Origin of the sequence: Caballeronia udeis (genome assembly GCF_001544555.2) — a bacterium.
GTDB lineage: Bacteria > Pseudomonadota > Gammaproteobacteria > Burkholderiales > Burkholderiaceae > Caballeronia > Caballeronia udeis.
On record NZ_FCOK02000022.1, the window covers coordinates 99,713 to 118,003 of the forward strand.

Consider the following 18,291-nt stretch of genomic DNA (forward strand, 5'->3'; position numbering starts at 1 on the left):
ACAGCGGTCCCCTATCCGTCTCCCATAGCATACGCCGCCACGCAAAGATTAGTGGACCCCAGAACTTTGAGGCTGTGGGAAATGAGTCAGCGTCCTGTCATCGTCCCTGCCGATGCTGCTCCACAGTCGTGGTCTGCGTTGAAGCCACGACTGTCGACGCCAAGCTGCGTCACACACTTTGCCATCCTGTTGATCCGCTTAGTGCGGCGCGGCGACTTTATCCCCGGTGACTTCATCCCGTATCCCAAGTGTGCGCTCCAACCATCCCACCTCCATTTCTGGCACGGACCTCAGCAATAGATCGGTATAGTCGTCAAAGGGGGGAGATAGCACATGCGACTTGGACCCAAAGCGGACGACTTTCCCCCGGTGCATTACAGCGACACTGTCCGCGATGGCACGGACGATCGCTATGTCATGAGTTATAAAAATATAGGAAAGCTGTATTTCATCTTTCAGTCGCATCAGCAGGCTGAGAATTCCTTCGGCGACAAGGGGGTCAAGCGCAGACGTTGGTTCATCGCAAACGATAAGTTCGGGGTTTGCGGCAAGTGCCCGGGCAATGGCGACGCGCTGTTTCTGGCCGCCGGAAAGTTCTGCCGGATAACGGTCAATGAAGCCGTTGCTCATCTCGATCTGTTCAAGGAGTTCGTTAATGCGCCCCGTTTTCGCGGTACCGCCCAACCCATGGTAAAAAGTTAGTGGCCGGCCAATGATCTCGCCAACGGTTTGCCGCGGATTCATCGCGGTATCTGCCATTTGATAGATCAGCTGGATGCGGCGCAGGTCATCTTTCGTACGCGCATTCAAACGTGGCGGCAATGTACTACCGTCGAAGGATATGGAGCCTTGCAGCGGCGGTAACAGGCCGGTGATCACACGAGCAAGGGTTGATTTTCCCGAGCCGGATTCGCCAACAATCGCTAGCGTCTGTCCCCTCGGCACTTGAAGCGATACATCAAACAACACCTTCGATTGAGGGTAGCCGGCGCTTACGTTGATGACCTTCAACAGCGGATTTGTCTGATCAGCCGCTTCCTCGCATTTAGCCTGTCGGACATTGACGAGCGCTTTGGTATACGCTTCGCGTGGCGCCGAAATGATCTGCTGGGCAGTGCCGTATTCTACTTTCTTGCCATTGCGAAGTACCAGGATGTCGTCGGAGATCTGTGCAACTACCGCCAGATCGTGAGTAATGTAAAGGGCTGCTGTTTGCGTTTCTTCTATCGCGCGCTTAATTGCGGCGAGCACGTCGATCTGTGTTGTAACGTCGAGTGCTGTTGTGGGCTCGTCGAAGACAATGAGCTCGGGGTTGGAGCACAGTGCCATGGCCGTCATGGCGCGCTGGAGTTGACCGCCGGAGACCTGGTGAGGATAGCGGCCACCGAACGCGCCCGGATCTGGCAGACCTAGTACCTGGAAAAGATAGAGCGCACGGGCCCTTGCTTCCTTCTTGGACATTAGTCCATGTTTGATTGCGGCTTCGATCACCTGGTCACCGAGGCGGTGAGCGGGGTTGAAGGCTGCGGCCGCTGATTGTGCCACGTAGCAGACACGTGCTCCTCGAATCTCTCGAATTCCACGTTTTCCGAGAGCGAGGATGTTTTTGCCATCCAGGAGAACTTCTCCTCCGGTTATTGCTGCGCCGCCGCGACCGTAGCCGAGCGCGGAAAGACCGATCGTCGATTTCCCGGCGCCAGATTCGCCGATAAGCCCAAGCACTTTACCTTTTTTTAGCGTAAAGGAAACGTCGTCTACGATGGTTACACGCTTGTGCAACCCACCTGGCGTATAGACTGTCGCCTCGACTCTCAGGTCGCGGACAGATAGAAGCTCACGCGTCACCACGTCCTCCCTTTAGACTGCTCGTTCGTTTCAAAAGCCAGTCGACTACCAGATTCACACAGACGGCCAGAGCGGCAATGGCTGCTCCGGGTACGAGGGCTGCCGATACGCCAAATATGATCCCATCCTTATTGTCCTTCACCATTCCTCCCCAATCGGCCGTAGGCGGCTGTATGCCCAAGCCCAGGAATGAAAGACTTGATAGGAAGAGAATCGCGAAGGCGAAGCGCAATCCAAACTCGGATAGTAGGGGAGACAATGTGTTCGGAAGAAGCTCACGGAATACGATCCACATCCTACCTTCACCTCGGAGTTTTGCAGCTTCGACAAATTCCATCACGGTAATATCTAGCGCAACTGCGCGACCCAGACGATAGACACGGGTGGAGTCAAGTACGGCCATCACAAGGATCAGTACGATCAGGTTCTGCGGTAAAGCGGCGAGAACGACGAGTGCGAAAATGAGCGTTGGAACCGACATCATCAGATCGTTAAGACGTGAGAGCAGGGTGTCCACAATGCCGCCGGAAACCGCAGCGGTGAAGCTAAGAAGAATCCCGAGTGAGAACGATATGACAGTCGCACTCAGAGCGACAAACAAAGTTGTGCGCGCTCCAAAGATCAGCCGTGAAAAAATATCCCGGCCGAGATTGTCGAGGCCTAGCAGATAATGCGAGTCTGCCGGAGCCCAGACATTGCCAACCATCTGTGTCTCGGAATACGGGGCAATCCACGGTGCGAGCGAGGCGCAAACAACAACGGCGAAAATCCCGACGATGCCGATCCATGCGGTGAGGGGAATCCGTTTCAATCTCCTCATCGTGGGTGCCTCAGTCGTGGATTCGAAATGATCGCGATAATATCCGTAATCATGTTTAGTGAGATGTAGAGCGTGGCAAAGACGAGTCCGCAAGCTTGAACGACCGGCATGTCTCGAACGGTTACAGCATCGACCATATACTGTCCCATTCCTGGGTAGACAAAAACGACCTCGATAACGACAACGCCAACGACGAGATACGCAAGATTCAGGGCGACGACATTAACGATTGGCGCAATGGCATTTGGAGCCGCATGCTTGATGATTGCGCGGAAAGCCCCGATGCCTTTGAGTTCAGCGGTCTCCATATACGCGGACGACATAACCGAAAGAATCGCTGCCCGCGTCATACGCATCATGTGCGCCAGGACCACCAGCACGAGTGAAAAGGTCGGGAGGGCTGTGGCCTTTACTTTGCTAAAGAAGTCCATCCCATCGTAGACGGTGGCCGGATAGGGGGCGACCCCCAACTTTACCGAAAAGCAGAGAATCAGCAGATAGCCTATAAAAAATTCCGGAAGAGAGATTGCTCCGAGAGACACTATGTTTATCAACTTGTCAGGAAGGCGGTTGCGGAAATGTACCGACAACATACCTAAGCTTACAGCTAGAGGTACAGAGATGATTGCGGCAAATCCGGCGAGGAAAAGCGAATTACCGAGACGGTTTTTTATTTGCTCGCTGATTGAACTCTTGCTTGCCCATGACGTGCCGAAGTCGCCCCTGGATGCGTGACTGAGCCATTCGAAGTACCGCGTGGTGACTGGCCGGTCCAGACCCAGTTCCTGTCGGATGTTGGCGACAGCTTGGGGTGTCGCGGACTGGCCAAGATAGGTGCTGGCGAAGTCGCCGGGCAAAGCAGCGATGCCGCCGAAGATAAGGAAGGAAACGGAGAGTAACAGGACGACGCTCAAGACGAGCCGCTTCAGTATCAACAGCAGCAACGGGAAACGCACAAGCAGTCCCCGCTCTGGTTTGCTGCAGGTCTCTATATATTTCGACATGTGGAACGTTTCACTCACAGACTAGTAGGTCGGAACCGCACGGTACATCTACGGTTCCGGCTGTCTTATGCATTTAGATGACTGCCCCGAACACTCAGGTGTTTAGCCAAACGCGGCTCGCGACGTAGCCGCTGGACATATCTAGTCCAATGTCGTGCACGTAGCCTTTGACTTCCTTGGTCGCCGCGTTCAGGTAATTGTTGAACATCGGCAGAATTTCCCCCCCATCGTCCCGAACCATCATTGCCATGCTGCGATACATGTCTTTTCGCTTCTCCTCGTTTAACTCGGCCCTCGCCTCGAGAAGTAACTGGTCGAAATCCGGACGAACGAACCTGGATTCGTTCCATGTTGCTCCGGATTGGTAGACGAGCGAGTACATCTGGTCCTGAGTAGGCCGTCCGGTCCAAAAACACTGGCAAAACGGCACCTTCAGCCATACGTTGTTCCAGAAACCATCGTCTGGGTCGCGTTTAACGTCAATGCTGATTCCGGCTTTCTTCGCGCTTTCCTGGAAAAGTACCGCAGCGTCAACCGCTCCGGGGAATGCAATTTCAGCGGTGTGCAGAACAATGGAGCCGCTATAACCGGATTTTTTGTAATAGAACTTGGCTTTGTCCGGATCGTAGGTGCGTTGCTCGATCCCTTCGGGGAATAGGGCATAGGTATTATTGATCGGGAAATCGTTGCCGACCTTGCCGTATCCACCAAGGACTTTCCGGACCATCTCCTCACGATTAATCGCGTATTTGAGCGCCATTCGCAGATCATTGTTATTGAAGGGCGCGGTGTCGCAATGCATCGGGAAGGTGTAGTGAGCCCTCCCCGGAGTCGAAAGGATCTGAACGTTGGGCGATCTCTTAAGCAGGTCGATCGTTTTGGGATTAATCAGATTTATGAAGTGCACCTGGCCTGAAGTCAACGCCGCGATGCGTGCGGTGGCATCGTTCATAACCAGGAGTTCTACGGACTGAACGTGTCCACGATCGCTGCGCCAGTCATTTGTGTTCTTTTCGTAAGTAGACCTTACGCCTGCTGCCCACGACGTCAGCTTATACGGACCAGTTCCTACGCCGGACGCCGGATTGTCGTAGCCTCCGTTTGGTTGCATGACAAGACGCCAGTCTGAAAGTAGCAGCGGCAACTCGGCGTTTCCTGAAGGGAGTGTGATAACGAGTGTATCGCCCTGTTTACCGATGCTGCCCATCATCTTCATGACGCTCAGCGCCGTTGAGGCAGACTTCTCGTCGGAGTGGCGTTTAAGGGTTGCCAGGCAATCGTCAACGGTTAGCTCCTTGCCGTTGTGGAAATGGACTCCCTTCCTGATCTTGAAAGTCCACGTCTTCGCATCCGGCGTGTTGGTCCACGATTCCGCAAGGGAAGGGACTGCAGTTCCCTTCAGTGGATCAACCTCTACTAGCGTATCGCCCCAAATTCGAGAATTTACCAAGCTAACCTGCGAAATGAAGGTAGCCGGATCCTGACTGTCGGTGGTCGCTCCGCCTCCCAATCCGAGTTTGAGATGTCCTCCTTTTTTGGGCACCTGTGCAAACGCGGAACTGCCAAGCAGACCTTCGCCAACCAAGCCGACCATTCCCGCGGCGGCAGCCAGCTTGAGGAATTCTCTTCTGCTCAAAGTCGTCGTGGTTGAGTCTTGAGTGGTGTCATCTACAGCATTATTCATTGAAGTTTCCTCTTTGCCGACGTTGATTTTGGACTTACATCGAGAGCTGGCTTACGAGCTTTCCCGATTGAGCGTTCAATACGACTACATCTGGAGTTTCGAAAGACTAGCCGGGCGATTGCTTCAGTACCTTTGTGCTGATGGTCTCCATGGCGGGCCTTGGCCTCTACTTGGCAACGAAAGTGGATGGCACGTCGTGGACTGCTCAGAAAACGCGGTGATTCGTTTCTGCCGTGTGAACGAGGTCAGTAGATCAGAGCCATTTTTCCGGGGGTAGAAGTCGCTGTTTCGTCTCGCGAAAAAATGCCTCCCTGAAAACCCGACCATCGGTTCGAACTGAATTGTTGGTGAAGCATAAATCGCGACGAAATGTTGGCTCCGGCGGGATGGCTAACGAGCTGCATTAAGAATCAGACGTCGGAGGCGGACGACAACGGCGAGCGAATTCCAGCGCTAAATTCGTTGTTTTTTCTCGAAATCATGGCAGTTGGTAGTTTCCCGGGAGTCGGCAGGTACACGTTCCGATGAGCGATGCCGACGCGCCAATCAGCTTCGGGGCTCGTGTGCGAATTGATGCTGTCTGGTTCCGAAGAGCACTGTCAGTCATCTGACATATTTTCATGTGGCGAAACAGTGGGTCATTTTTTGACAACTTTGCATCTGCTACCGTTCGTCCATTCGACGTGCGTGCCTGAGAGGACATCGAGGGTGAAGTTAGATTTGGTGCTGGATGTGATTCTTATAACTTAGAAAAACTAATTTATCTAAGAATTAAATCGGGTTCGTTTCTATAGTCAGGGGATCGTTCGATACGGCAATGAATCAGCTCGTCGTGCTCATGAGCATGGCCGGTTTGTGGCGATGAATCGGGTCTTCTTTCAGCGCATAAATTGAGGGTATTGGACGATTGCCTTCAGTTGATACGCAGAAGTATTGATCCATAGGTGATTCCATTGAATAAGCTGATGGATATTTGGTTAGGTATACAAAATATATTGAAAACGACCGTCAAATAGCTGGCGATCGTATTGGAAATATGGGTCCAGGTTGCAGGATGGCTTGCCCCGTTCAGATTCGTAAATTAGCAAGGTTTCGTTGTTGTGGAAGGTTGGGAGATCAATTTGTCAATTCGAAAGAGGAGTTAGGAAGCTATGAAAAAAGGTTTGCTGTTCGTGGGAATTCCCGCACTTCTCCTGAGCGGAGTAAGTCATGCTCAGAATACCGTTACCCTTTACGGCACTATTGACGAGGGTTTTAACTTCACAAATAACGCGCAGGGAAACCGCGGGTATCAGATGCTCGACGGCGACGTCGCGGGCGCCCGCTGGGGCCTGAAGGGTACGGAGGACCTTGGTGGGGAGCTCTCTGCGATTTTCCGATTGGAAAGTGGCTTCAATGCGAACACCGGGGCACTGGGCCAGGGTGGGTTAGCGTTCGGCCGGCAGGCGTACGTAGGCCTTTCCTCTGCGAAATTTGGCACTCTCACAATGGGTCGTCAGTACGACCCAACCATTGACATGTGGAGCGGTTTCACGGGGGCAGGCAACAACATCGGTGATTTCGCAGCTCATCCCTTTGATAACGACAATTCTGACTACGATTTCCGAATCCAGAATTCGGTCAAGTATGTGTCGCCGACAGTTAGCGGACTTACAGGGGAAGCTCTATACGGCTTTAGCAATGCTGCCGGCGGGTTCGCCACAAACCGCGTTTACAGTGCTGCAGGCTCCTATCAGATGGGTGGTTTCTCTGCGGCGCTTGCGTATATGAAGATGAACAACGGGGGGGCAAATACGACCGGTGCCGTCTCCAGTGCTACCCAGGTGTTCACGGGGTCGTCGCAGCAGAATATTGATGCGGGGGTCTCGTATACTTTTGAAAACAAGGCTCAATTGGCGTTTGCCTATTCTCACGTCGATGTCTACAACCCGACGAGCAATGCGTATTTTACTGTGCAGCCGACCCCCGGTTCGCAGAAGTCGTGGAAATTCGACAATTTCGATATTAGCGGTCAGTGGTTTTTCAAGCCAGACCTCTGGCTCGCGGCTGATTATACGTACACGCTGGAGCACGTAACGACAACGGCGGGGCGTTCATCACCCAAGTGGCAACAGGTGGCGCTGATGCTCAATTACGATCTTAGCAAACGGACATCGGTATACATTCAGAGTGCATACCAGCACGTCAATGGTGACACGGGTACGCAATTTGATAACGCAAATATCGTCGGATCGTCGGGCATTTCATCGAATGGAAACCAGATGACATATCGAGTAGCGATGTTGCATAAATTTTGAATCCAGACCTTGCAATGCCGCTAAGCTTCGACCCATCCAGGTAGGTTGGTCGTCGCTACGGCGGTGGAGGCTTGCAGGTACGAAGCGCGGATGTTCAGATCTCCCCGCCGGCATCAAAGCAAGTGGGGTGCGTGCGGAGATTCGGTCTCGGAATGTCCAGGTTTGCTTCTTTCGCACGAGGGGAGCATGCCACCGTCCGGAAGTTTTCGGGTCGGAATGTTGTGCCGGTCCGTTGGATTCGGGCCGGTTTTTTTTGTAGCAACTGTGTTGGCGAATCTCGATAATAGATGACGCCTGCCATTTGAGCGGAAATGAAAGGCGTCAGTGAAAGGAACAATCTACGAACTTTTGGGCTGCCCCACCGACCGGCCCATTGCATCTGGCAACGGCAACTTCCGGTGATTTGCCAAGATATTGTCAATCTTTGCTAGTATCGCCGGCGGAGCTGGAACCGCCTTGCCGATCTTTGAGTCCACGTGTAGAAGCATCTGTTCCGCTGTGGCAATCTCCTCGCCCGTGTCGGTGAGAAAGATTCTGTGAAACACGTGCAGGCGCTTCTGATCTGCTGCAAGCACCTGGCATGTCGAGTGGATTGCGGTACCGAGCTTTGCTTCGCCGAGATGGCGGATATGGGTTTCGACCGTGTAGTAGCTCTGTCCCGCATCGACATAGGCAAGGTCAACACCGACCAATCGCAGCAGTGCGTCAGTGGTATCGCCAAACACCTGCAGGTAACGGTGTTCCGTCATATGCCCGTTGTAGTCTACCCATGTCGGGTTGACTTTTGTTTCGACTAGACGAAGGGGCAAATTGCTATCGGATGTTGCTTTATCATCGCAACTGTTGTCCCACAGCGTTTTTTCAAAATCCTTGAGTAGCTTGCCGGCGCCCCACCCTTTGCCAGCGTTAGAGCATTTCAGCGTTTGAAGAATTCCAACCAGATTTTCGTCACGCAATCGTTCGAGTTCTCGGATCGACATGCCTTTGGCCTGGTCGTCTGATTGATGAGCGATTTTCTCGATAAGTGTGTCGTTGAGATCTACGTTATTCGTGAGTTTTGACCAGGGCCAGGTGAGACTGGGGCCGAACTGAGCAAGGAAGTGGCGCATGCCTGCTTCACCGCCAGCAATACGATAAGTCTGGAAAAGGCCCATTTGAGCCCAACGCAAGCCAAACGAGTACCGGATCACGTCGTCCAAGACCTCTACCGTACAGATATCGTCTTTGATGAGCCACAACGCTTCACGCCAAATCGCTTCCAGCAAACGATCGCCGACGAACGCTTCAATCTCCTTCGCTATATGGACACCTTTCATGCCGATGGACGAGAGCTTATCTATTGCTTCCTCGACTGTCTTCGCAGAGGTTTGGTCGCCGCCTACAATTTCCACTAACGGGAGCAGATAGACCGGGTTGTAAGGATGGGCGACGAACATCCGTTCGGGGTGCTTCATGCCGCGCTGAAGATCTGTCGGCAAAAGACCGGACGTAGAGGATCCGATCAAAGCGTCAGGTTTCGCCGCCGCATTGATTTCCTCTAGCACGGGACGTTTTACATCAAGACGTTCGGGCACGCTCTCTTGGATCCAATCGGCATCACGGACGGCGTCGTCGATTCGGCTGGTAAAAGTTAGCTTGCCACGCTTGGGACGTGGCGCCGAGGTGAGCGCTGCGTATGCAATCTCAGCATTAGCGAGGATCTCCTCGATTATTCGCTGCGACTCCGGATTTGGATCAAACACCTTGACGTCGATACCTGCCAATAGAAAACGTGCAACCCATCCTCCACCAATGACACCGCTGCCGATGCAGGCGGCCTTGCCAATTTTTCTCATGATTTTCCTCAAGTCGTGTTGGCTCAAATTCGTGACAAACCTCTCTTACGGAACCGGAAAAGAGGATATGTGAAGGACGTTACGAATACAAATGAGATAATTTTGGAATGCTGAACATGATTCAATGATGACGTGACGCCGTGGGGCTCGACGAATCGGATGAGTGGTGTAAGGCATGATCAATCAAAGGCAGATTCGCAAATCTAGAAATATTTCGCATTCGCGGCCATTTTTGATCGATCCGCTACGAACCTGGACACCCTATGGGAGTTGAGTCTTCGTGAATTTTCGACGGGCTGGTGACCACAAGCATCAATGTTGCCGCAAAGAGCGTCGAACTAGCCTTCCTTGGAAAGCCGCGTAGTGGGGACGATTTGGTTTGCCACGGCGAACGCCGCTTGATGTCGACACCCTTCAACAGGCAGAAATCCGTCTCAAAACCCAGCGCGGTAGCTTTGATCGATGCGCTGGCGCCCGGAAAAGGCGTTGCGGCGACATTCAAACCTCTGACGGGGCAAGGGCGAGTCATAAATCTGTGAACCGCGACGTCCTCGTCATAGCATCGACCGACGTTTAGCGATAGGAGAGTTCATAAGTCTTGCGCTGCTGCAGCCGCCGGCTTTCCGAGAACGATGTCCGCGGCTTTCTCTGCGATGGCGATGACAGTCGCATTAGTGTTGCCGCGGACGATCGAGGGCATCACCGAAGCATCGATCACACGCAGCCTTTCCGTGCCAATAACGCGGAGATTCGCGTCGACGACGCGACCGATCGCGCACGAACTCGTCGGATGGAAATCCGTACCAATCCGTCGCTCGATAAATTTCGTGATGTCGTCGCACGCGTCGGATTCGGGGACGGAGAATGGCGCGCGGCGCAGGCTGGAGAGGGAGGCCTGCCCCAGCAGTTCCATCGCTCGGCGCACACCGCAGACCATGGTCTTACGATCATTTTCGGTGAGCAGATAGTTATGGTGAATTCGCGGCTTGGCATCGGGGCGCGCTGATCGCAACGAGACCTTTCCACGGCTCGTCGGTTTCAGCACGGTCACCGTCGCGACATAGGCGTGATCGAAGGGCGCCGTGAGTCCTTCGTCGTAGAACATCACCGGTCCCATTTCCAGTTGGCAGTCGGGCACGCGCGTGTCTCCGCTTGTTGAGAGGAATACGCCACCTTCCGCGACATTGGATGTCAACGGCCCGCGGCCTTGCTGGTAGAGGGCTACGTCCTCCGGCAAGCCAACGCCGAACAGCGATCGTTCGTTGGTAAGATAGCTGATCGGAAGGAGCAGGTGATCCTGCAAGTTGGATCCAACCGGAAGGTCGACAATGGGGGAAATGCCGAATTGAGCCAATTCATCGGCTGGCCCGATCCCGGACAACATTAGAATCTGCGGTGACGCATATGCGCCCGCCGAAAGGATGATTTCCTTTTCTGCAGTCAGCGTCCTATCCTCGCCATGTCGGTGAATCGAAACACCGGTCGCGCACAGCCCTTGAAACTGCACCTTCTGTACGAGACTGTCAGTGAATACGTGCAGATTGTTTCGCTCGAGCGCTGGATGGAGATAGGCCGATGCTGTGCTGCATCGAATACCGTTGCGCTGTGTCAGTTGAAATCGCCCGACCCCCAGTTGCGAAGCGCCGTTGAAATCGTCGTTCGGGCTATGACCCGCGTGCACGGCTGCTTCGATCAGGTGATCTACAAGAGGGTGCATGGAGCGGCCGTCCTGCACGGCCAGCGGTCCGGCGTCGCCGTGATAGCGAGAGGCGCCTCGCTCGTTTGTTTCGGACCGGATGAAGTATGGCAGCATCTCGCGGTACGACCATCCTGGTGCAGCCTCGCGCTGCGCCCAGTCGTCGAAATCAGCCGCGTTGCCGCGAACATAAATCATCGCATTCATCGACGAACTTCCACCGAGCATTTTGCCTCGGGGCAGATAAATCCTGCGTCCCCCCAGGCCCTGCTCCGGTTCAGTCGAGAAATCCCAATCGTATTTGGTTTTAAACAGAGTAGGGAAGGCGACTGGCATGCTGATCTCCGGGGCGTCATCTTGGTCGCCCGCTTCGACCAACGCGACCCGAATATTCGAATCTTCGCTGAGTCGCGCCGCCAGTACGCAGCCGGCTGAACCGGCGCCAACAATGATGTAGTCGTAGGGCCGATCTGCATTCATGTTATCCACCAATGTAAGAAGTACAATCCTACGGATTTCGCCAATCGGAGTCACTTTACTGTGAGTGACCTGCAATCTCGATCATGAAGACAGTGTTTAGCTCGAACGGTGCGAGCGGAACGCTGAGACGATCGTGTAGACGGAGGAGGACGGTGTTTCCGAATACGACTTGAGGCCCTAGAAAAACGGCACGCAATGCAACTTGTACCGAAGCGTGCCTCGGCTATCACTATCAGTTCGATATCCTAAATGGTAGTGCCGCGCAACGTCTCGATACCAGGGCCAGTTTTGCTCTGAAAAAAACGGGCTTACCGAATGGAGTCGTCATCTCATCGAGATCGTGCAGGCTTAGCGCGACAGCTCGATATTGCGACTGAACCCGCTGCACCGTCCTGCGGCAAGCGCCGGACGGATACCGACGCTTCGACGCGCCCTAGTCCTGGCACACCCGTGCTAAGGCGCGATCGAAGGCAACGACGTAGAGCGCATCCAAATGGTGTTCGACTGCATAAAGCGACGAAGCCTTGGCGATCCGCGTTGGGCAGTCCTTCTCTTTGCGCAGGTCCTGCGTTGCCACCAACTGCTGGATGAAGTCCACTTGCAGCCGGTCGAGACGCGGCCGGATATCTTCGACGAGGTTCGGCCTGGGTTCGTCGGGAGCCTTGCCCGCGCGTCGCCAGTTTGAAAGCAGACCGTATTGAACGACCTTGTTCGCTTCGATCTGATCCGAGAAGAACCGAACCGCGAAAGCACGAGACAAACCTTGTGCAGCCGCTTGGTTCGCCGCAGTCGAGATAACCACTTCCTCACGCGTCGGATCTTCGATCGCTTGATGACTGTCCCACTTGGCAAGCACCACCAGACGGGCTATTTGCAATCGGCCGGCGGTTGCATCGAACAGAGGAGTGAAGGCTTGGTCTTGCATCGGTTCCGCTCCGTATGAATAGCTGGCTGCACACACAAGCCCAATCGATAGCAGCCGGCAGGTACGCTTAAAGAAGGGAAGTTTGAAAGCAGGCATGTCGTCCTTGTAAGCCGGAATTTATGAAGTGGATATTTGCGGCATGGCTGGAACTGCGTCGATGGAATGGGGCCCGAATATAAGGAATTGCTGCCATCGGAAAGCTAGCATTGCTGTTACGGGCAACCTCTGGCACACGGTATTACTTGCGCGCTTTCTACGTTAACGCTCACCCCGATGCATATATTCCATCGAACACATTTTCAGGCAGCCATCATGGGTTGTGCTGTGGGCTGATATCGATATGATTCGGCGTGTCAATGACGATGTTAGGTTTCAGGTTGTTGCATCGACGCATGAATTTCCGCCCGCACCGTTGAGTCAGCCGCGAATAACAAGACTGACCAGCTTCTAAGACGAATAGATAAGGCCAGTGAGGTCGATTTCCGGCTTTCGACCTAGCATTAAGTCGCTGGTCACACGAGCCGTGCCGCAAGACCAAGTCCACCCCAGATGTCCGTGCCCGACATTGAAGAAGAGATTCCGATGACGAGACAGACCTAAGATCGGCGTGCCATTTGGCGTCATGGGTCTAAGACCCGCCCAGTAAGTAGGTTTCGAGTAATCAGCCCCATTCGGAAGCAGGTCGCGCGCGGCTTTTAGGGTATGCGTGAAATCACTGGGACGATGCTGGGTATTGAAGCCAGCAAACTCTGCAGTTGCAGTGAAGCGCAGGCGATTTCCGAACCGTGCCCACGCGATGAGATTGTGCTCGTCAAGGCCACCGATGATCGGAGCTTCGTGTCCCTCGGCGACCGGAAAAGTTACCGAATAGCCTTTGACCGGATATACGGGTAGCCGATAACCCAGCTTCCTGGCGAACGCGGGGGCATAGCATCCCATCGCTAGTACGAATCGATCCGCTGAAAACCGACCGCGAGAGGTTTCAACATATTCCACCGAGTCGGCGCTTGCTGAAACGGCTTGGATCGTTGTGTCGAACTCGAACTTCACACCTAACAGCAAGCAACGTTCGTAAAGCGCGTTCGTGAAGAGGTGCGCGTCACCACTTTCGTCGCTCGGACAGAAGATCGAACCAGCAAGTTTTGCACCGGCATTCGCAAGCGCCGGCTCGCGAGCAAGGGTTTCTGCTGCATTCAGCGTTTGGAGAATGAGGCCGCTATCCGTAAGGACAGACATGTTATCAATCGCACGAGCAAACGATGCTTCGTCCCGGTGAAGATAGAGAAGTCCTTGTGACGTCCGATCGTAATGGAGTTGCTCATCGGCGGTCACCTTTTGGATCTGCGCTTGTGAATAGCGCGATAACCTTACCTTGCGTGACGTGTTCAGATGTGCGCGTGCCGCCGTGCAGTTTTTGAGGAATTCCCAGCACCAGGCATACATTCGCCAGTCCGGTATTAGCTTAAGGCGCAAAGCCTGGTCTTCGCTGAACAGCGACTTCAGTAAGATTTTCGGCGCTTGGGGGGACGCCCATGTATAAGAATGGCCTGGCGAAATCAGTCCGGCATTCGCGAAGCTGGTTTCCTGGGCTACACCCGGATTGCGCTCGACCACAGTGACCTGATCGCCCGCCTTCGCAAGATAATATGCCGTCGTTACTCCAACGATCCCACCACCAAGTATTACCGTTTTCACCAACGCTTCCCCACGTAGTACCTGCTAAGACAGTCTAAGGCGGCACGAAAGCCGCGTTTAAGGTCGGCGTGTCGCTACAACTCTAAAGATTGATTTCAGCGAGACGGCGACCATTCAAGCTTGATCTCGATACCTCTCTTACTTTTTCACTGCGCTAACGTCAGCTTGCGCCAGGATTTCGATGTTGGCACCCGGAACAATCAGGCCTGCGATGAAGGTTGCCCGAACGGGATATGGCGCGTTGAAGAACTTGCCGTACGCGTCGTTCAACTCAGGAAAATACTTATGGTCAGTCAGGAACACCTGGACCTGCGTGACGTCGTCCATTGTGGCGCCGGCAGCTTCAACCGTTTGCTTGAGGTTAAGCATCGTCCGTTCTACCTGAGCGACGAAACTGCCGGTCTCGATTGTTCCATCGGGGAAAGCGGGGATGCAGCAGGCATAGAGCGTGCCGTTTGCTATCGCGGCCAATTCAAGAGGGGCCGCGGCTTTGGTAAGACCTGTTTCGACGATATTACGCATGTTGATTTCTCGGAGTTAATGACAAGGTGCAGAATTCGTGGAGCCGTAGGAGAGCGTCTCGGCGATGAAATGTCAGGCACAGGTAGGCAGATTTGATCGCCTGGGACGGGTATAGGTCCTTTTTCAGGAGCTAACGACTTACTGTGTCTGCAACCAGCCTTGCTGTTCGGCTCAATTCCTACCGTATTCGACGCTCGCCGAGCGTCTGGGCGCGAGCTGTCAACCTTATCAGAGACAAGCCACACGTTGAACTTGGCCTTGTTTCGTGTGGTGAAATTATTTCGAAGCTTGCAGGGTACTTTGAAATTGCGAATTTGGGCTGCTAATGAATGGGCAGTGCCGTACGAAGCGGATTGAATCGCGTCTTAACTGTCCGCAAGTACAGGATGATCAGAAAGTAAGCATCGAGCGTGCGCGGCCGGTTGGACGTCAGACTCGAAGGGCCTGCACTTCGTGGATCGTGGATCCGTCTTTTCCGTGACTGCATAATTTTTTCGTGGTGTGAAACGGTCGCTACTGTACGGTGAGGAGTGGTTCTGATCTACTGAACGGGTCATTCTTGCAGCCGAAGCAGTGCCTGTGCTTCGGTGCGTATCCCGTGGCTTACCACAGGGATGAGGGTATCCACCTCCCGGGCAGACATTCAAAAAGGACAGAGTCGTCGTGAATCAATCAACATCACAAGGTACGAGTGTTTCAATGAGGGACTGGAAGCGGGCTGCAGATCGACTGGGAACAGCGCTGATTCTGGACATTCTTGACAGCAAGGGCCTGCGACATCAGGCGCTGAAACCGGGCGTCATTCCGCGCACGGTTCAAAAGGTTGTGATCGGAGCGGCCAAGACACTGCTCTGGATGGATTTTGCACATGATGATCCGGCCACCTATGAGCTCGAGTTGAAAGCGGTTGATAGTTTGCAGGCGGACGAGATTGTTGTCTGCGCGACGGGCAACTCGGAGAGGTCCGGCATCTGGGGTGAGTTGCTCACCACCGCGGCGCTGCGCAGGGGAGCGGCCGGGATCGTGACCGATGGCGGGGTGCGGGACCTGGCACAGGTTGAAGCAATGGGCTTTCCTGTTTATTCGCGCTTCATTTCTCCCTACGACAGTTTCAACCGGCAGAAGGTCGTCGCGTTCGACATCCGCGTGGAAGTAGATGGCGTGAGCATCGAACCTGGCGACGTGATTGTGGCCGACCGCGATGGGGTGGCTGTTGTGCCGTCCGGCATGGCGGACGAGATCCTGGCACTGGCTCTCGGCAAGGCAGGGAAAGAGGATCAGTTCCGGGACGCGGTGAAGGGTGGTGCAAGCCTTTTTGAGGCATACGAACAGTTTCACGTTCTGTGAGCAACCTGTGCGTACTAGAGCTATCTAGACTCACGGCCTGGGTTTTGAACACAAGGACATTGCGTCATGTCGTCTGGATTACTTCATGTATTTCGCGACGATGACTATGCTGACGCGGCTTAGCGTCGAGGGGCGCTGTCGTGTGCCATTTTTTTGTGTAACTTTCTATTAGCGAGTCTAGGTCCGGAGAGCTTGAGCATATGCAGCCGGATCTGAGAAATCGATGAAAGATGGACAATGTGTGTTTGTAGCGTTCGACACTGAAATCGACTGATTAACGATAAAGATGATCTTCGTGGCATAGGATTCGTGTGAAGACCATGTCCGTAGAGAGTCGTAAAATTGCAATACAAAGGAGTACTTTTGATGAGCAATGTAACTCGTCCGGACTTCGCGACCCGAGCTACGAATCTAAGCATTGAGGGTCGAGCGTTCATCAACGGAGATTTTGTTGGCGCTTTGAGCGAGAGGACCTTTCACACGATCAATCCGGCAACCGGAAAGGTCCTTGCCGAAGTTGCGGAGTGCGACGTTGCGGACGTCAATCGTGCTGTTGAAGCGGCACGGCGTGCATTCGAAGACGGGCGCTGGCGCAATCTGAGCCCGAAAGATCGAAAGTGGGCACTGCTGAGACTTGCTGACCTCGTCGAATCGAACATCGAGGAGTTGGCCCTCTTAGAAAGTCTTGACACAGGAAAACCCGTCGACGACGCTCTGGCCGTTGATCTTCCTGATTGCATTGAGACGTTGCGTTGGCACGCGGAGGCGATCGACAAGCTTTATGACCAGGTCTCACCAACGGCGGGAGATGTTGTCTCGTTAATTGTGCGGGAGCCGATTGGTGTGGTAGCCGCAGTTATCCCCTGGAATTTCCCATTGGTGATCCTGGCACTGAAAGTGGCGCCAGCGCTAGCTGCCGGCAACTCTATCATTGTCAAGCCTGCCGAGCAGACTCCATTGACTGCAATCCGCTTCGCCGCACTGGCTGCAGAAGCAGGAATTCCCGCTGGCGTCTTCAACGTCCTTCCAGGATACGGAGAAACTGCGGGGCAAGCGCTCGGCCGTCATATGGACGTCGACTGCCTGACGTTTACTGGTTCGACGGAGGTTGGTCGTTACTTCTTGAAATATGCAGCGGAATCAAACATCAAGCGAATCACCTTGGAACTCGGCGGAAAGAGTCCAGTTATTGTGATGGAGGACGTTACCGATCTTCAACCGGTCGTCGAGCAGATCGCCAAGGGTATTTTGTTTTCTCAAGGCGAAAATTGCAGTGCCGGGTCAAGGCTACTTGTTCACGAGGGTGTCAAGGATCGTTTGCTTGCCGCAGTGGTTGAGCATTTCAAAACCTGGCGAGTGGGCAATCCGTTGGTCGCGGGTACGAAGCTTGGTGCAGTGATCGAAGAAAGGCACATGGAGCGAATTCTCGGATACATTGAGGCGGGCGTATCTGAGGGTGGACGAATCGTGCTTGGAGGAAAACGCATCCTTCAGGAAACGGGGGGGTTCTTCATTGAGCCAACGGTATTTGATTCGGTCGATAACAAGATGAAGATCGCCCGTGAGGAAATCTTTGGTCCGGTCCTGTCGACGATCACATTCCGAGATACCGATGATGCTGTACGGATCGCTAACGACTCTGACTATGGTCTCGCCGCATCTCTCTACACTAATGATCTGCACACGGCGCATAAGGTTTCACGGGCCATTCGAGCAGGAACGGTATCGGTTAACTGTTTTTCGGAAGGTGATCAGTCGGTACCGTTTGGCGGCTTTAAGCAGTCGGGATTTGGCGGGCGCGAAAAGTCATTTGCCGCTCATGACCAGTACTCGCAGTTGAAGACAATCTGGATCCAATTGCGTTAATTTTGATGCTGAAGGTAATTGTCTGGTAAGTGCGTTGTCTCCTTTGGTGGGCCCTGATTCTTCGAGGAGAAGAGCATGGCTCACTTTTTACACCGCAGCCTGCAACTGATCTGCCATCTAAGGATGTTCAAGGCCCATATTGATGGACTTACATCATAGGGAGCCTTGCCGAACCTATTACGACTTGCGAGCGTACATGTTCCACTTCAAAGCACGCGAATACAGCGAGCGGGCATGCTTGCCCGCGGGCTCTCAAAAACTACTCGGCGATTGAC

General features: G+C 53.8%; 12 protein-coding genes. 3 read left to right on the top strand and 9 right to left on the bottom strand.

Going from position 1 to position 18,291, the window contains the following annotated elements:
* Window positions 1-198 precede the first annotated feature (198 nt).
* From AWB69_RS17695 to AWB69_RS17710, 4 genes are all read right to left on the bottom strand, one after another.
* Entirely contained in the window at window positions 199-1,845 is a 1,647-nt protein-coding gene (locus tag AWB69_RS17695; RefSeq protein WP_062087007.1) for an ABC transporter ATP-binding protein, read from the bottom strand.
* Window positions 1,835-2,656 carry an ABC transporter permease gene (locus tag AWB69_RS17700; protein ID WP_197500268.1) on the bottom strand — a complete coding sequence of 274 codons (822 nt, stop codon included), beginning with the start codon at window positions 2,654-2,656 and terminating at the stop codon, window positions 1,835-1,837. The genes AWB69_RS17695 and AWB69_RS17700 overlap by 11 nt, the downstream gene beginning before the upstream one ends.
* Window positions 2,657-2,661: 5 nt before the next feature.
* Window positions 2,662-3,669 (bottom strand): ABC transporter permease, encoded by a 1,008-nt coding sequence (locus tag AWB69_RS17705; protein WP_062087011.1) that lies wholly within the window; start codon window positions 3,667-3,669, stop codon window positions 2,662-2,664.
* A gap of 94 nt (window positions 3,670-3,763) precedes the next feature.
* Window positions 3,764-5,353: an ABC transporter substrate-binding protein gene (locus tag AWB69_RS17710; RefSeq protein WP_062087013.1), complete on the bottom strand. Its 1,590-nt coding sequence runs from the start codon at window positions 5,351-5,353 to the stop codon at window positions 3,764-3,766.
* A gap of 1,151 nt (window positions 5,354-6,504) precedes the next feature.
* On the opposite strand from AWB69_RS17710, the gene AWB69_RS17715 reads away from it, so the two are divergent.
* On the top strand, window positions 6,505-7,650 hold the full coding sequence (locus tag AWB69_RS17715; protein WP_062087015.1) for a porin: 1,146 nt from the start codon (window positions 6,505-6,507) through the stop codon (window positions 7,648-7,650).
* Window positions 7,651-7,988: 338 nt separating this feature from the next.
* Here AWB69_RS17715 and AWB69_RS17720 read toward each other — a convergent pair whose 3' ends face one another.
* The 5 genes from AWB69_RS17720 to AWB69_RS17740 all read right to left on the bottom strand — a co-directional run bounded on the left by AWB69_RS17720 (window position 7,989) and on the right by AWB69_RS17740 (window position 14,803).
* Entirely contained in the window at window positions 7,989-9,485 is a 1,497-nt protein-coding gene (locus tag AWB69_RS17720; RefSeq protein ID WP_062087017.1) for a carnitine 3-dehydrogenase, read from the bottom strand.
* A gap of 589 nt (window positions 9,486-10,074) precedes the next feature.
* Complete coding sequence (locus AWB69_RS17725) at window positions 10,075-11,736, bottom strand: GMC family oxidoreductase (RefSeq protein WP_197500269.1); 1,662 nt, start codon at window positions 11,734-11,736, stop codon at window positions 10,075-10,077.
* 358 nt (window positions 11,737-12,094) lie between these two features.
* The gene (locus AWB69_RS17730) at window positions 12,095-12,682 is read right to left on the bottom strand and encodes a chorismate mutase (RefSeq protein ID WP_063977836.1); all 588 of its coding nucleotides are present in this window, start codon (window positions 12,680-12,682) and stop codon (window positions 12,095-12,097) included.
* A gap of 351 nt (window positions 12,683-13,033) precedes the next feature.
* The gene (locus tag AWB69_RS17735) at window positions 13,034-14,281 is read right to left on the bottom strand and encodes a D-amino acid dehydrogenase (protein ID WP_062087023.1); all 1,248 of its coding nucleotides are present in this window, start codon (window positions 14,279-14,281) and stop codon (window positions 13,034-13,036) included.
* Window positions 14,282-14,419: 138 nt separating this feature from the next.
* Entirely contained in the window at window positions 14,420-14,803 is a 384-nt protein-coding gene (locus AWB69_RS17740; protein ID WP_062087025.1) for a RidA family protein, read from the bottom strand.
* A 663-nt stretch (window positions 14,804-15,466) separates the two neighbouring features.
* Here AWB69_RS17740 and AWB69_RS17745 point away from each other — a divergent pair.
* Window positions 15,467-16,150 carry an RraA family protein gene (locus AWB69_RS17745; protein ID WP_156528885.1) on the top strand — a complete coding sequence of 228 codons (684 nt, stop codon included), beginning with the start codon at window positions 15,467-15,469 and terminating at the stop codon, window positions 16,148-16,150.
* Window positions 16,151-16,516: 366 nt separating this feature from the next.
* Window positions 16,517-18,016 (top strand): aldehyde dehydrogenase, encoded by a 1,500-nt coding sequence (locus AWB69_RS17750; protein ID WP_062087029.1) that lies wholly within the window; start codon window positions 16,517-16,519, stop codon window positions 18,014-18,016.
* Window positions 18,017-18,291 lie beyond the last annotated feature (275 nt).